Below are 16,455 nucleotides of genomic sequence, written 5' to 3'. Positions count from 1 at the left end.
TTAATCCACAAAGCTATTGTTTCTATTGAACAAGTCTTCTATCTCATGCTCGGAAAGCGCTTCCAGTTTTTCGATCAACAGCTCCTCAATGACCATCGCTAAACCTGAAACGGTAGGCGCCGCAAAAATGGCATGCAGCGGAACATCCAGCTGGAACTGCTTGGTTATGCGGGATAAAAGCACCGTTGCGGTCAGCGAATGCCCGCCCAATTCGAAAAAATTATCCTCGACGCCGACTTTTTCAACGCCCAGCACATCGGCCCATATTTCCGCCAGGATTTCTTCGCTGGCCGTGCGCGGCGCGACATAATGCTTTGCCGTCAGTTCGCTCAGGTCCGGCCGGGGCAAGCGCTTGCGATCCAGTTTGCCGTTGGCGCTCAGCGGCATGCCGTCCAACTGCACAAAGGCGCTCGGGACCATGTACTCGGGCAGCGTTTCCTTGAGCCGGAGCTTCAATAGTTCGCTCGCAACGGCGGTTCCGGAAACCAGGTAGGCAACGAGGCGCTTGTCGCCGGGCTGGTCTTCACGGGCGATGACGACCGCTTCTTTGATGTCCGGCGCTTCCAGCAGGCGGGCTTCGATTTCGCCCAGTTCGATCCTGAAGCCGCGAATTTTGACTTGATGGTCGATCCGGCCCAGGTAATCGATGTCGCCGTCCGGCCGGTAACGGACCAGATCGCCGGTTTTGTACAGGCGGCTGCCGCTGGGACCGAACGGGTTGGGAATGAATTTTTCCGCGGTCAGGCCGGGACGATTCAGGTAGCCGCGGCCCAAGCCGATGCCGCCGATATGCAGTTCGCCGGGGGTGCCGACCGGTACGGGGTTCAGCTGCCTATCCAGGATGTACAGGGCGATGTTGGCTATCGGCCGTCCGATAGGGATCGCGGTTTCGGCTCTGTCCGGTATGCAGGCCCAGTAACTGACGTCTACGGAGGCTTCGGTGGGGCCGTAAAGGTTGTGCAGTCCGGCCGGCAGTTTTTGCTGAAAACGTGCAACCAGGTCGGCCGGTAAGGCTTCGCCGCTACAGATCACGCGTTTCAAGCCGGTGCAGTTTTCCGCGCCCGTCGTGTCGATAAAGGCTTGCAGCATCGACGGTACGAAGTGGACGGTGGTGATCTGTTCGCGCACGATGGTGTCGATCAAGGCCCGGCTGTCTTTGTGTTGATCCGGCTTGGCGACGACCAGTTGCGCGCCGGTCATCAACGGCCAGAAGAATTCCCAAACCGAAACGTCGAAGCTGTACGGGGTCTTTTGCAGCACCCGGTCGCTTTGATCCAGGGCGTACTCCGCCTGCATCCATTGCAGCCGGTTGAGTATGCCCTGGTGCGGTACGCCCGCGCCTTTCGGTTGCCCGGTGGAGCCGGAGGTGTAAATGCAATAGGCCAGGTTTTCCGGCATCAACTTTATATCGGGATTGGCTGCGCTTTCCTGCGCCAGTTGCGCCCAATCGCTATCCAGGCGGAAGACGGCTGCCGAACCGAAGTCCTGTTTTGCCGACAACGCCGCCTGGGTCAAAATTACCGGCGGGGCGACGTCGCTCAGCATGAATTCAAGCCGGTCTTGCGGATAGCTCGGGTCGAGCGGCAGGTAAGCGCCGCCGGCTTTCAAAATCCCCAGCAGGCCGATCACCATTTCCAGCGAACGTTCAACGCAAACGCCGACCAGCACATCCGGCCCGACGCCTTGCTTAAGCAGGTAATGCGCCAGCCGGTTGGCTTTGCCGTTCAGCTCGGCGTAAGTCAGCGCCTGGCCTTCGAACGCCACGGCGGGTGCATCCGGCGTTGCTTCCGCCTGGGCTTCGATCAGTTGATGGATGTATCGGTCCTTCGGGTAGGCGACTTCTGTCGCATTCCAGTCGAGCAGGATTTGCTGTTGCTCCGCCGCATTCAGGAACGGCAATTCGGATAAGCGGGTTTGCGGCTGCTCGATAAAGACTTCGAGCAGGCCTTGCAAATGCCCCAGCATCCGCTTGATCGTCTCAGCTTCGAACCGGCCTGCGGCATAGCTTATTTCCAACAGCAGCTCCGTTCCCGGAAAAACGGATACGGTTAACGGGTAGCTGGTTTGGTCAACGACACTGACCTCATCGATAGTCAGACCGTCCAGATTTCCGGTCAGCGCCTGATCGATAGGATAGTTCTCGAAAACCAGCAAACTTTCGAATAAAGACGCGCCGCGCGGCACGTCCGACCAACCTTGGATGTGCGTTAACGGCGCATATTCAAAACGATGCATGTCCTGATTTTGCGCAAACAGCGCTTGCAGCCAGACAAGCGCCGTGCTGTCTGCGGTCACCTTGACCCGCACCGGCAGCGAGTTGATGAACAAGCCGACCATAGACTCGATATCGGCCATATCGGCGGGCCGGCCCGACACCGTAGCGCCGAATACCACATCATTCTCGCCGCTGTAACGGCTGAGCAATAACCCCCAGGCGCCTTGCACCAGCGTGTTCAAAGTCAGCTGATGGTGTTTTGCGAAAGCCTGTAACGCTTGGCTAAGTGACGCCGATAAAGCCAAGCCCTCTTTGGCATGGCTGTCCGCCGCATGATCCGGCGTTTTATCGATGATTAACGGCGTCGGGGCGGTAAAGCCGCCAAGCGCCGACCGCCAGTAAGCTTCGGCCGCGCCCATATCCTGTTTTTGCAGCCAGGCGATATAGCCGCTATAAGGCTGCACTGAGGGAAAAGACGGCGCATCCCCGCGCCGCAACGCATGATAGGCGGAAAATACGTCTTTTATCAGCAGCGGCGCGCTCCAGCCGTCCAGCAATACGTGGTGATAACTCCAGACAAAGTAATGCGTCTTATCCGAGCATTGCACCAATGCCAATCGCATCAACGGCGCACGGGCAAAGTCGAAGCCGTTTGCCTGATCATCGGCCAATAACTGTTGCCAACGTAGCGCTTGTTCCTGCGCCGAATACCGGCGCCAGTCGTATTCGGTAATCGGCAACTGTACATGCTTGTGCACGATTTGTAACAGTTGATCCTGGTTCTTGACCTGAAAACTGCTGCGTAGAATCGAGTGGCGATCGGCAAGCAACTGCCAGGCTTGTTTGAACGCCGGAACATTGAGCTCGCCCGATAAGCGGCAACCGAGCTGGATGCAGTAAACACCGGATTCGGGCGCATACAGGCTGTGAAACACCAGACCGTATTGCAGCGGCGCCAACGGGTAAACATCTTCAATCTGCCTGGGCTTCAAGGCCATCGCGTCCAATTCGGATTGCGGCAACGCGATTAACGGAAAATCGGAAGGCGTGTAGCCGCCGGAATCCGGCAATACGCAATGCGCTATCAGCGCCTTAAGATGCTGCCGATAGTTGCCGGCCAGCGTTTCAATCGTAGCCTTGCGGTAGCGCTCCCCGCTGTAGCGCCAACTCAACTGCATTTGTCCATCCGAAATGCTGCCGACAATAGCCAATTCATGGGGCCTGACGCCGGCCGGATCGCAGCTTTGCCCGGTCGCTGCACGGGTCGGCACAAACGGCGCATCGGCCGCCATGACCGTATCGAGCTGCCCGAGATAGTTGAAAATAACCTGCGCCTTGGGCTGACTAGCCAACGCCACCGCATCCTCCGAAGCATAGCGCAACAAACCGTAGCCGATCCCGTTCATCGGAACGGCCCGCAGTTGCTCCTTGACCGATTTCAACATATCGGCTGATGAGGAATCGCCGGCAACAGTCAACAGCGCAGGATATACCGCAGTAAACCAGCCGACTGTACGGGAAACGTCCAACTCGTTTGCAATATCCTCGCGTCCGTGTCCTTCCATATCGATCAATACCGATTCGCAACGCATCCAGTCGCATAAGGTGCGGGTCAGCGCGGTCAACAACAATTCATCTATTTTGGTGCGGTAAGCGCCGGGAACGTCCTGCAACAGCGTGCGCGTCTCGGCCGCCGTCAATGCAAGCGTTACCTCGTCTTCCATTGCAACCAGGTTACGGCCGGCGGGCTCATCTACCGGTAAAACGGCAACCCGATTACGCCGCGAATCCAGCCAATACGCGTTATCGATCGGCAATCCGCCCTTCCCCGCCTGTTTAACGATTTGTTCCGACCAATATTTGAATGAAGTGGTTTTTGCCGGTAATACCGGTGTTCGCCCCGACATCAGTTGCAGGCAAACGGCCGCCAAATCTTCCAGTAAAATCCGCCAGGAAACGCCGTCCACGACTAAATGGTGTATCGCAATCAATACCCGGCTGGATTGCCCTGGACCTAAGTCGAACCACACTGCACGCAGTACAGGCCCCCCGGTTAAATGCAGCCGGGCTTGCTGGACCGATGCCGCCGATTCGAGCGTCGCCGCCTGCCGTTCTGCCGCGACGCCGGACAAATCGATATGTTCGACAGCAACCTGCGTTTCGTCGTTAAGGATGTATTGTTTCCACTCGCCGTTTTCTTGAGTGAACCGCGTCCGCAGCACGTCATGGTGGATCAGCAATTGCTTGATTGCGCTATCTAAAATATCCGGCGTCAGTCCGGGCTTTATTTCCAGAAACAAGGCCTGATTCCAGTGATGGGGATTGCTGAGGTTTTGTTCGAAAAACCAATGCTGAATCGGCGTCAACGCCACATCGCCGGTCACAACGCCTTGTTCGGCCGGAATTTGCCGGCTATGCCCGGCCGCCATCGCCAACGCGGCAACCGTCTGATGCTGGAATAATAGTTTGGGGGTAATGACGATACCGGCTTGGCGAGCCCTGCTCACGGCCTGAATACTCAGTATCGAGTCGCCGCCCAGCTCGAAGAAATTGTCGTGCCGCCCGACGCGCTTAACCGCCAGCAACTCGCTCCAAATATCGGCCAAAGCCCTTTCAACCGGCGTTTGCGGTTCCTCATAGTGCTTTGCCGATAGCCCACTGAGATCCGGTTGCGGCAAGCGCTTGTGGTCCAATTTTCCGTTAGGCGTTAGCGGCAGTTTGTCCAGGCTGATAAATAAAGACGGCACCATAAAATCCGGCAAGGCTTGTCCAAGATAGCGCTGCAAGTCCTGCGTTTCCGGCTCAGACGACGACGGGACGATATAGGCGGTCAGGCGTTTATTGCCGGGATTGTCCTCTGTCGCCAGCACTGCGGCGGCGGCAATGGCCGGATGTTGCAGCAAGCGGGCTTCGATTTCGCCGAGCTCGATCCGGTAGCCGCGAATCTTGACCTGGTTGTCGATGCGGCCCAAAAATTCAATTTCGCCATCGGCGCGAAAGCACGCCAAGTCGCCGGTTTTGTACAGCCGCTCGCCATCCGCACTGAACGGATTGGGTATGAATTTTTCCGCAGTCAACGCCGGCTGATTCAGGTAGCCTTGCGCCAAACCGGCTCCGCCTATGCACAACTCGCCGCTGATACCTATCGGTGCCGGTTGGCATTGTTCGTCCAGGATATAAATCCGCACGCCGGCTATAGCCCGGCCGATCGGCAACATGGTGTCCGCATCGGTTTTCTCGCTGTGGTAAACGCTGCTCCAAACCGTCCCTTCGGTAGGCCCGTATTCGTTGTAAAGCTGGACTGCCGACAACTTGCGGTGATGCTCTGCGGCGGTTTCGCCCGAACAGGCTTCGCCGGCGACGATAACCGCCCGCAAACTATTTAAGTGAGGAATATTGCCGTCATTGATAATAGCCGTATAAAACGAAGGCAAGGCCAGCAAATGGCTGACCCGGTGCCGGTCAATGAGTTCGGCCAGGGCTGAAGGATCGGTCAAATCTTCCTGTTGCGGCAGACATAAGCAGCCGCCTTGGCTTAGGGTCCAGAATATCCCGGCGACCGAACTGTCGAATGCGAACGAAGACAGCAGCAGAAAGCATTCCAGCGGCTCGCGGTAATAATCCGTCCTGACCAGTGTCGAATGCAGCAAATTGCGGTGGCTGACCGGAACGCCTTTAGGCTGCCCGGTAGAGCCGGAGGTATAAATAATATAGGCGGTGTTGTTCGGTGATACCGGACGGGAGGCTGTTCGCGTTGTTTGGCCTTCGACTAAAGCTTGATCCAAGTAAAGCATGTTGATGCCGCGATGCTTAAACTTGTCGACCAATGCGCTTTGCGTCAGCAACAACTCGATACCTGCGTTATCAAGCATATAATCCAGCCGCTCTTCGGGATAGCTCGGGTCCAGAGGAACATAGGCGGCCCCGGCTTTCAGCGCGGCCAGCAATCCGACAATCAGCTCGACGGAACGCTCGGCGCAGACGCCGACCCGGCATTCGGCGCCGATCCCCAAATCCATCAGGCGTTCGGCCCATCGCTGCGCGCGGCTGTTAAGTTCGCCGTAACTGATGCGCCGGCCGGCGAAAGCCAATGCCGTTTTATCCGGCATTGTTTGCGCCTGTATCTCAAAAAGCTGGTGAATCGCTGTAGGGCGTTCACTGATCGGCATAGCTTTAAAGGCATGCACGGCTCGCCCCACGCCACTCCAGTCCTCGAGCAGCCGCTTGGTTTCCGCTTGAGTCATCAGCGGCAATTGTTTCAGCGGCAGTTCGGGCTTGCTGACAACGCCCGCCAGCAGCATTTGCAGATGCCCGGCCATTCTTTGGATCGTCGCGGCATCGAATAAATCGGTGTTGTATTCGAAGCCGCCCAGCAGCTTGCCGTCGCGCTGATCGACAAACAAGGTCAGATCGAATTGCGCTGTATGGGTGTTGATCGCCAGCGGCATAGCCGACACGTCCTGCATCCGAAAATCCGCCATCGGCACATTCTGCACCGCCAGCATCACCTGGAATAAAGGCGCATGGCTGGTGTTGCGGACCGGATTCAACGCATCCAGCAATTGACCGAAAGAAAGTTCCTGATGATTCTGATCCTGCAAGGCTTGCTCCCGCAATTGCAGCAGCAGCTCCGAGAACGGCAGATCGGCCTCTGACCGGCAGCGCAACACCAGCGTATTGACAAAAAAACCTATCAAAGCCGCTGTTTGCGTTTGGCTGCGCCCGGCCACCGGATACCCGATGCAGAGTTCTTTACTGCCGGTATAGCGATACAACAACGTATTAAAGGCGGCGGCCATCACCATGAACAGCGTGGCATTGTATTGCTTGCCCAGTTCTATCACTTCCCGGCTCAATTCGGCGGAAAGCTCGAAACTGTACATCTCGCCTCGGTAGCTGGGTACCGGCGGCCTTGGCCGGTCGGTCGGCAACTCCAGCAGAGGCGGCGCGCCCGCCAGTTTTTGCCGCCAATAATCCAAATGCTTGGCCCATTTTTGCTGTTGCCCCCGTTGCCATACGCAGAAATCGCCATACTGAATCGGCAATTCCGGCAAGGCGGAAGGCTGGCCGTCGCCGTATGCGCGGTACAACGCGGCGACTTCCTGCATTAGCACCCCGACCGACCAGCGATCCGAAACGATATGATGCAAAGCCAGCAATAAAATATGCTCCCGCTCGCCCAAGATCACCAACAGCGCACGTAACGGCGGCTGCCCGGCAAGCCGAAACGGCTGGCGGTTAAAATCGTCGGCGCACCGCTGGAACAGCTCCATCGCCCGGTCTTGGCGAAAGCCGGCAAGATCCAAGCGAGTCAGCGGCAAGCCGCCGCCGGATAATACCTGCTGGCCTTCGGCGACAAAGCGGCTGCGCAGGATTTCGTGACGCCTGACCACCTCGTCCAAGCCTTGCTGCAAGGCTTGCGTATTCAGCAATCCATCGAATTGCACGGCGCCGGCGACGTTATAGATCGGATTGTCCGGCTCCAGCTCCGACATGATCCACAACCGTTCCTGCGAGTACGATAACGGCGCCGGCTGGCCGGCGCCACGTCTGCCGATAACGCCGCCGGTGATATGATCGGTTTTCCTGAGTCTGGCAATCAGCTGTGTGCGCTGGGCTTGCTGTAATTTGTCGCTGTTTGACGCGCTCTGCATCGCTGTGTTGGTCATGATTTTTTCCATAGTTTTAGCCTAACTCCCGGATGTTTTAGCCACCGCCGTTAAATAAAGCGAAATAACACCGTAGGAGCGGGGCGCGCCCGCGACATCCGGGCTGCGCTCTCTCCCACGCGCTCAGCTAAGAGCGCTACGCCGCTCCGGTATCGCCTGTGGATGTAGTGAATACGGATATTGCAAGACTGCATGGGCGCGGGAGCAAATATCTGCCACGCAATCGTTCTCGAACTTTACGGTTTTATGCTTTATGAGCTTGGCTGACGCATGCAACTCATTCCAAAGCCTCAAGCGGCTCTGTCGTCTGATACTCGGCCATCCGGTCGACAAATTTGGCGACGGTCGTGGCTTCGAACAAAACATTGACCGGCACCTCGATATTGAACAGTTCCTGGACTTTTGCCGTCACCTGCACGCCGGACAGCGAATGGCCGCCCAATTCGAAAAAATCGTCATGTATGCTCAGTTGCTGGACACCCAACACTTCCCGCCAAATATCGGCTACGGCTTCTTCCGCTTCGTCGCGCGGCGCGACGAACGGCTGTGTGCTGTCGACCTGGTTTGCCAGCCCAAGCAACGCATTGCGATCGAGCTTGCCGTTCGCGTTCAGCGGCATTGCGTCCAGCCACAGCCAAGCCGACGGCAGCATGTACTCAGGCAGGCAGTGTTTGATATGCGCTTTTAACGCTTCCGTATCGGTCACTGTGCCGGATTCCGCGACCAAGTATGCGGTCAGCCGTTTATTGCCCGGCACATCCTCGCGTATGGCCACTGCCGCTGCTTTTATCGCCGGGTGGCGCAACAGGCAGGCTTCGATTTCGCCGAGTTCTATGCGGTAACCCCTGATTTTGACCTGTTGATCGAATCGGCCTAAAAACTCGATATTGCCGTCGGCCAGATAACGCACCCGGTCGCCGGTTCTATACAACCTGCCGCCATCCGCACCGAACGGGTCGGGGATAAACCTTTCCGCCGTCAGCCCGGCTTGATCGAGATACCCGCGGCTGATGCCTGCGCCGCCGACCAGCAATTCCCCGGCAACGCCGATCGGCAGTCTGTTCAGCTCATCGTCCACGACATAGATATGCATGTTGTTGATCGGTTTGCCTATCGGTATCGAATCTCCATCTTGCGGCTGGGCAATAGCGTAAACGCTACTCCATACTGTGGCTTCGGTCGGACCGTATTCGTTAAATAACGCGGTATCGGGCAGACGTTTGAAATGCAATTCAGTCAGCGGATTGGTGCAGGCTTCTCCGGCAACGATAACGGTATTCAATGTTTTCAGTGCAGCCGTGGGTACATGCTCCAGCAACAGTTCGTACAGCGACGGCAACGCCAATATATGCGTTACCCGCCGGTATTCGATCAGCGCGCCCAAAGCGACCGGATCCTTGATCCGGCTATCCTCCGGCAAGCACAAACAGCCGCCCTGGCTCAAGGTCCAAAAAATGCCCGCCACCGAACTGTCGAACGCGAACGACGACAGCAGCAGATAACAGCCGACCGGCTCCCGGTAATAAGCGCCTCGGGCCCAGGTCGAGTGCATCAGGTTGCCGTGGCCGACCACCACGCCTTTGGGTTTTCCGGTCGATCCCGAAGTGTAAATGACATAAGCCGCGTTATCCGCATGCAACGGTATTTCGGGGTTATCGCTGCTGCAACCGACGTAGGCGTCAACATTATCGATGCAAATCGTCGCCATACCGCCGCAGTCTAGGCTAGGCAGCAACGCGGTACCGGTCAGTAGAAATTCGCAACCGGCATCCTGCATCAAGTACGTCAGCCGCTCTTTGGGATAGGCGGGATCGATCGGCACGTAAACCGCGCCGGCTTTGAGGATGGCCAATATGCCAACGACCAATTCAGCGCTGCGCGGAATGCATAAGGCGATGCGTTTTTCCGGCCCCGCACCTTGCGCCAGAAGGCGATGCGCCAGACGGTTGGCCTGCGCATTAAGCTCGGCATAGCTAAGGCGCGTTTCCTGATAAACCAGGGCTGCCGCGTGCGGTTGTTGCCGGGCGACGGCTTCGAAAACGCTGTGTACCGTGCCGTTACGCGGGTAACCGGAACCGGTTTCATTCCAGGCCGACAGCTGTTTGCGTTCCGGCACGGTCAGCAGCGGCAGCTCCGACAACCGGCCGGAGGGATTGGCAAGTATGCCGTGCAGCAGGCATTGGAAATGGCCGATAAGCCTTAAAACCACAGAACGGGACAGCAGATCGCTACGGTATTGGAACGAGGCGGCCAAACCCTGCGCAGTCTCCGCCATCAGCAAGGTAAGATCGAATTGTACGGCGACATCCTCCAACGCATAACTTTCGGCCAGCAGCCCCGCCCAATCCAGCGCTATGCCGGGTATGCCCAGCGCCAGCCCGGCTGCGGCCGATGCAGGGTCGGTGCCGCTTTGCAATCCGAACCACACCCGGTAAAACGCCGACGGCCCCTGATCGCGCTCAGGCTGCAATTTTTCCACCAGCAGCGAAAACGGGTAATGCTGATGCTCCATAGCGCCCAATACGGTAGCGTTGACCTCGGCTAAATAATCGCTAAAACGCTGTCCGGCGGCAGGGTGCGAACGCAGCGCCACCGGGTTGACGAAATAACCGACGGTATCGGCGAACTCTTTTTTTGGCCTGCCCAGCGTCGGCGAGCCGACAATGATGTCCTGTTGGCCGCTGTAGCGGTAAAGCAGGGTTTTAAACACCGTTAGCAACAACGCATACAGGGTCGTGTGCTGCTCTGCGGCCAGTCGTTTAAGCTTTTGCAGGGTATCCGGCGCGATATTAAGATTTTCCGAGCGGCCCCGGCATGACCGCGAGCCGGCCGTCTGCCGCTCGGCAGGCAATGCCAGCCTAGGCAATTCGCCGGACAACCGGTCTCGCCAGTATTGCCAGTCCTGCTCTGCGCGCTGATCGGCCAAGTAGGCTGATTGCCAGGCGACATAATCGCCGTAACTCGCCGCCAAATTCGGCAGATCCGGGGTACGCCCGGCTACCTGTCCCAGATAAAGCGTCTTGAATTCTTCCAGCAAAATCGTGAACGAGCGGAAATCGACGGCGATGTGATGCGCGCAAAACACCAGCACCTGATCGTCGTCGGCGCAACTGAACACCGCTGCAACCAGTAACGGTTCATTCGCCAAATCGAACGGTTCATGCACGAAAGCGGCGATATTTTCACTGCGTTGCCGCGCATCGTCGCAACTGATCTCGGCGAACCGGGGCTGTAATTCCGTCAGCGGGATGCGCACGATCCGGCTGTGTTGGTTAAGCCGAAAGCCGCTGCGCAATTGCGCATGACGCTCGAATAGTGCCGCCAATGCATCCCGTACCGCCGTTTTATCGAGCTTGGCGCGGACATGTATCGCAACCGACATGTTATATAGCGAGCTGCCCGCTTCTATCCGGTTGACGGTCCACAGCGCCTGCTGCCCATAGGAGAGCGGCTGTTCGCCGTCGTCTTTGACCGGTGCCGGCGCAATTTGCGCCTGCGCTGTCTTGGCCAGTTTCAACGCCTGTTCCGCGCACTCGCCCAGCGACTGATTGCCGAGCAAATGCATAACCGGCAAATCGATAGCCAACAGCTCGTCGATAAAGTATTTCAGTTCCACCGCTTTCAGCGAGTCCATGCCCAAGCCGGTCAGCGATTGCGTTATGTCCACGACTTCGACGGCCAAGCCGGACAGGGTCGCCGCCTTTTCGGCCAGATACTGTGCCAGCAGCTGTGCGCCTTCGGCGTCGTCAATCGACAGCAAAGCCTGCCTCAGTAAAGCCCGTTCCAGGCTAATCCCCGGTTTAGCCGACGCGTCACTGCCGCCGCCTTGAGTTACACCGTCCAACGCATCGACGGCGACCGCTTTAAACTGCTGCTGTTCAAAAGCCTGCCGGCAAGCCGAGCGCCTGATTTTACCGCTGCTGGTTTTCAGGATCGAGCCCGGCTTCAGCAACATCACGGTGTCGACCTGTATGCCGCATTCTTCGACCAGCCGGGTGCGTATCGCGGCGAATTCGGCCTTGTAGTCGGCCTGTCTTAAGCGGTTGCGCTTTAATTCCGCCAATACGATCAGCTTTTCGCTGTCGCCTCCGCTGACGGCAAAAGCGGCCGCACAGCCGGGATTTAAGGCATCGGTCGCGGCTTCGGCCGCGTATTCCAGGTCGTGCGGGTAATAGTTACGGCCGCGGATAATGATCAAATCCTTCAACCGTCCGGAAACGAACAATTCGTCGTCTTCAATAAAGCCTAAATCGCCGGTGCGCAGCCATTGGCCGTTGCTGTCGCCGACAAAAGCCTGCCCGGTGGCTAGCGCATTTTGCCAATAGCCCAGGCTGATGCTGGGGCCGCCAAGCTGAATCTCGCCGATCCGGCCATCGCTGCATAATTCGCCGGACTCAGGATCGACGATCCTAATCCGCTGCGCGGCGTCGGTGGCTATCTTGCCGCAGCCGACCAGGCGTCGGGCTGTCTGATCATCGATGACCTGCTGTGCTTTGCCTTGTTCCAGACCGTTCTTGTCAAAAGACGCGACTATGGGTTCGGCATTCTTATCGCCGCCGGTAGCCAGCAAGGTCGCTTCCGCCAAACCGTAACAGGGATAAAAAGCCTCGCGGCTAAATCCGCATTCTGCAAAAGCGGCGGCAAAACGATCCAAGGTATCCGGGTTAATCGGTTCGGCGCCGTTAAAAGCCAATTGCCAGCTGCTAAGATCCAAGCCGGCTTTTTCTTCGGCCGAGATTTTTTGCGCGCACAGCTCGAACGCAAAATTCGGCCCGCCGCTGGTATGGGCGCGGTAATCGCTGATCGCTTGCAGCCAACGGACGGGTTTTTCCAGGAACGCCATCGGCGACATTAAAATAGCGCTGGTTCCGCAATATAACGGCTGCATGACATTGCCGATCAAGCCCATGTCGTGGTACAGCGGCAACCAACCGACCACCGTCGAATGGGCATTGTGGCCGAAGCGGCGTTTGATCAATTGCTGATTCGCCATCAGATTGCCGTGGCTGATCATCACGCCCTTGGCGTTGCCGGTGGAACCCGAGGTGTATTGCAGAAAAGCCGGGTCATCGTCGCGCAATGCCGGCAAACGCCAGGCGCTTGCATCGCCGTTGGCAAGATTGTCGGTAACCAGCCAATGCTTATCTAACAAATCAGAAGAGCCGACAGGGAATTGACGCACCGCATTGGCGACGCTCTGTGTGCTGAGTATCACAGCCGCCTGGCTGTCATCGATGATCGCCTGCAACCTGGGCATATGCCGGCCGTTGGTCGGCGGATAGGCCGGTACTGCAATCAAACCGCCATATAAACAGGCGAAAAACGCCACGATATAATCCAAACCCGGCGGATAGAGCAAGATGGCGCGTTCGCCCCGCATACCCAGTTCCTGCAATTGCACGGCCAGCTGTCTGGCCTGCAAGTCCAACTCGCCGTATGTTATCGATCCGAGGGGGCGTTCGCCATTCTCCATGAACGTATAAGCCGTATGCAGGGCTTGCCGCTCCGCCCGCAAATTTAATAAAGCAACCAGGGAAGCCGCGTTGTCTGGTAATGCATCGTTATCGACGCAGTCAAAACTGTGTTGTTTGTTTAACATATCTGCCTACTCTCGTTGAATGAGTCGTCTGTTGAATTGCAGTCTTAGGCTGGAACCGCCGCCTCGCGCACACCCTTATTTTTATTTAAAAGCACGTTATTCCGGCAGGCAGTTGTGTCTGTATTTGACAGCCTTATTGAGGCTTGCATTGCCGATAATCGGTGGCTAGTTCCAAATCGGTCGGCACGTAAAAACCCAGTATATCCCGGCAATAACTTTGCCAAGCGTCAGAAACCCGGTCAAACAAGACGCCTTCTCCATGCCACATCGACGTTGTAACGCTAAAATCCTGATGCAGGTAGACGACCGCATCATCAGCCAGCGCTGGCCGCGCCTGCCAGCCAACCGGGTTGCTATCAAACGCTTTGACTGGGTAGGCCTTGCAATACGGACGCTCAGGACTTTCCGGCTTCATGCCGCTGTTTTGCTCCGCTTGTTGCAGTAGGGCCGCGACTTCCACTTGGGCGGCCGCCAACGCGATTCGATAAGGCGTTCGGAGATCGCGGCCGCTGTTAACCGCATTGGCCCCTGCTTCGAGTAAAGTTCGTACTATGGCCAGGTTGCCGCAACCGGCAGCCCAATTCAACGCCGTCCAGCCGTAGTCGTCTTTTTGTTCCAAATCCTCGCCGGTTTCAATTAAAGATTGCACCCAATAAATATCGCCCGCTTTCGCAGCGTCGATCAGCTGTAATTGATTCATAAACTGTTCCTTGATGTCTGTGGAAAACTCTATGCAGTCTGGACCTGAATGACTCCAATACAGCGTAGACGATTGCTTGTCATTTTTTCCTCATAGCATTGTCGATAAATTCGTCCGGCTGCCGCCTAATCATTTTTTTAGAGCGTTGAGCTTTTAACTTAATGACTGATGTTAGAAGCAGTTTAAAAACCAAAATGATGGAAACTCTCTGGAGTATGGGATAAGGCATTAACGCTCTGTCGTGAAACCTACCGAATCCAATCCGGTAAAAATGCTCGACCGACAGCGGCTATTATTGATGCACAATCGGTAAAAACAACGGGACCAGGCGAGCAACGAGGTTTTGACGCGGGTAAAAAGGTTAAAGGGAGGAAACGCCATATTGCTGTCGATACGATGGGAAATCTGCTGGCGGTGTGCGTTCATTCAGCGGGTATACAAGACCGGCGCGGCGCTCGGTTGCTCATGATCCGGCTGTATGCGATGTTTGCGGCCTTGGGTGTAATTTGGGCGGATGGCGGTTATAGCGGTGTTTTAGTCGAATGGGCGAAAAACATGTTCAACTGGAACCTTTCCATTGTTAAACGGACGGACGCCAGAGGGCATAAGGATTTTTGTGTAATCGGTCATTAGGCGGGAAACTGCCAGCACTTTTAGCATCGTTCAGCGGATAAAGCCTTGCTGTGTTGAATTAAGTCTTCATCAACAATGACTCAAACTTGCTAGTTCTTTATCGAGTGAATATACTGGCCCGGTATAACTTGCTTTTAGGTATTCATGGACTATTGTCCGCAGAATTGAAACGGGAAGTTGGTGAGTTTGCTCGAGATGCAAACAAAGCCTGCGCTGCCCCCGCAACGGTAAACAAGTAAAAGGTTGGTAAACGCCACTGTGTCATACATGGGAAGGCGCTAACCTTGAAAGCGCGAGCATTAGCTTTCAACTTGCAAGCCCGGAGACCGGCCTGAAGTGATAATCAAATTTGTGCGCGGAGGGCGCTCAGATGGATTGCTCTCCTTCGCGTCCGTCCTGCACTTTCTCCCTGTACAGATTATTTCCGCCGGCAACGTTACCGGCTTTACTGTCTCTTTACCCAGGAGAAAACACATGTCATCAACACCTGTTTTGCTCGATAACTCTCAAACACCAACCCGCTCTGAAGCCTTAAAAGACAGAATCCTGCCCGCCATGCTGGCCGGCATGCTGGGCTTGGGACTGCTGTATGCCGCCGGTTTCGCAGAAGCCGCACAACTGCATAACGCTGCCCATGATGGACGCCATTCCGCCAGTTTTCCGTGCCATTAATGTTTAATCTGACCACCTTCAGAGAGCTTGTTGTTGCGGCTCTCTGGACGGGCTTACTGGCGGGTCTATTACTAACCGCCGTTCAACAAATCCAAGTCCTCCCGACATTGCTCCAGGCCGAAGTGTACGAGGAAGCTGCGGCCGTTGCCAATACCCACGAACACCACGACTGGCAGCCTGGAAACGGCTGGGAACGGACGTTTTTTACCGCAGTAGCCAATATCGGCTTGGGCGTGGGTTTTGCCTTGTTGATTGGCGCGGTCATGTGTTTGCGCGGCCGCCCCAGCCATTGGCGCATGGGACTGTTGTGGGGACTGGCAGGTTATCTGACTTTTTTCGTTGCGCCGTCTTTAGGCTTGCCGCCGGAAGTTCCCGGTACCGAAGCCGCCAAACTGGCAGACCGGCAAAGCTGGTGGCTGATAACGGTGCTTGATACCGGCTTCGGCCTGTCTCTGCTGGCTTTTGCCCTTACCAGGACCTATAAGTTTTTCGGTGCGGTGTTACTCGTAGCGCCTCATTTAATCGGTGCGCCGCAGCCGGACGTTCACAGCAGCGCCGCGCCAGCCGAATTGGCGCAATCTTTTATAACCGCCACCGTTTTTGCCAATGCGGTCTTTTGGCTGACTATCGGCGGTTTGATGGGGCAGTTTTACAAAAAAGAGTCATGAGAACCCACAACAGACACGTATTGATGTGTACAGGCCCGCGCTGCTCTGGAAACAACGAAACCGCCTTTCAACAGCTGGGCCGAAAAATCGACGCCCGCCCCGAGCTTAAAGTCAAACGCACCCGCTCCAACTGTTTTGCGGTCTGCAAAAACGGGCCGATCCTGGTCGTTTATCCTGAAGGCGTCTGGTATTCCTGTACCGACGAGTCGGTGCTGGAACGCATCGTCAGCGAACACCTGGAAAATGGCGCCGAAGTGACCGAACACGTTTTCCACCGCTTGGGTACCGGCGATGCTTGA

The 16,455-nt window shown here is 56.4% G+C and carries 7 protein-coding genes and 1 riboswitch; of the genes, 4 read left to right on the top strand and 3 right to left on the bottom strand.

The window, feature by feature from the left end; genetic code table 11:
• The 3 genes from B0F88_RS16500 to B0F88_RS16490 all read right to left on the bottom strand — a co-directional run bounded on the left by B0F88_RS16500 (position 1) and on the right by B0F88_RS16490 (position 14,183).
• Positions 1–7,884: a non-ribosomal peptide synthetase gene (locus B0F88_RS16500; protein WP_181049934.1), complete on the bottom strand. Its 7,884-nt coding sequence runs from the start codon at positions 7,882–7,884 to the stop codon at positions 1–3.
• 277 nt (positions 7,885–8,161) lie between these two features.
• Positions 8,162–13,483 carry a non-ribosomal peptide synthetase gene (locus tag B0F88_RS16495; RefSeq protein ID WP_104425036.1) on the bottom strand — a complete coding sequence of 1,774 codons (5,322 nt, stop codon included), beginning with the start codon at positions 13,481–13,483 and terminating at the stop codon, positions 8,162–8,164.
• A gap of 133 nt (positions 13,484–13,616) precedes the next feature.
• Positions 13,617–14,183: an ankyrin repeat domain-containing protein gene (locus tag B0F88_RS16490; protein WP_104425035.1), complete on the bottom strand. Its 567-nt coding sequence runs from the start codon at positions 14,181–14,183 to the stop codon at positions 13,617–13,619.
• Positions 14,184–14,438: 255 nt separating this feature from the next.
• Here B0F88_RS16490 and B0F88_RS16485 point away from each other — a divergent pair, with 255 nt between their 5' ends.
• From B0F88_RS16485 to B0F88_RS16470, 4 genes are all read left to right on the top strand, one after another.
• A complete protein-coding gene (locus B0F88_RS16485; protein WP_104425034.1) occupies positions 14,439–14,816 on the top strand; it encodes a transposase in 378 nt (125 codons plus the stop codon).
• A gap of 119 nt (positions 14,817–14,935) precedes the next feature.
• A riboswitch (cobalamin riboswitch) is annotated at positions 14,936–15,165 on the top strand.
• Positions 15,166–15,290: 125 nt separating this feature from the next.
• Positions 15,291–15,488, top strand: coding sequence for a CbtB domain-containing protein (locus B0F88_RS16480; RefSeq protein ID WP_104425033.1), 198 nt, complete (start codon positions 15,291–15,293; stop codon positions 15,486–15,488).
• Positions 15,488–16,156 carry a CbtA family protein gene (locus B0F88_RS16475; protein WP_104425032.1) on the top strand — a complete coding sequence of 223 codons (669 nt, stop codon included), beginning with the start codon at positions 15,488–15,490 and terminating at the stop codon, positions 16,154–16,156. The genes B0F88_RS16480 and B0F88_RS16475 overlap by 1 nt, the downstream gene beginning before the upstream one ends.
• Positions 16,153–16,455, top strand: a complete 303-nt coding sequence (locus B0F88_RS16470) for a (2Fe-2S) ferredoxin domain-containing protein (protein ID WP_104425031.1) — start codon at positions 16,153–16,155, stop codon at positions 16,453–16,455. The genes B0F88_RS16475 and B0F88_RS16470 overlap by 4 nt, the downstream gene beginning before the upstream one ends.

This window comes from Methylobacter tundripaludum (assembly GCF_002934365.1).
Classification (GTDB): Bacteria; Pseudomonadota; Gammaproteobacteria; order Methylococcales; family Methylomonadaceae; genus Methylobacter_A; species Methylobacter_A tundripaludum_A.
This window is presented reverse-complemented; position numbering and strand designations above follow the sequence as displayed.

What these genes read in the sequence shown, in the direction of transcription:
- B0F88_RS16500 (WP_181049934.1), bottom strand. Translation starts at nt 7,884, where the DNA reads ATGACCAACACAGCGATGCAGAGCGCGTCAAACAGCGACAAATTACAG.
- B0F88_RS16495 (WP_104425036.1), bottom strand. Translation starts at nt 13,483, where the DNA reads ATGTTAAACAAACAACACAGTTTTGACTGCGTCGATAACGATGCATTA.
- B0F88_RS16490 (WP_104425035.1), bottom strand. Translation starts at nt 14,183, where the DNA reads ATGAATCAATTACAGCTGATCGACGCTGCGAAAGCGGGCGATATTTAT.
- B0F88_RS16480 (WP_104425033.1), top strand. Translation starts at nt 15,291, where the DNA reads ATGTCATCAACACCTGTTTTGCTCGATAACTCTCAAACACCAACCCGC.
- B0F88_RS16475 (WP_104425032.1), top strand. Translation starts at nt 15,488, where the DNA reads ATGTTTAATCTGACCACCTTCAGAGAGCTTGTTGTTGCGGCTCTCTGG.
- B0F88_RS16470 (WP_104425031.1), top strand. Translation starts at nt 16,153, where the DNA reads ATGAGAACCCACAACAGACACGTATTGATGTGTACAGGCCCGCGCTGC.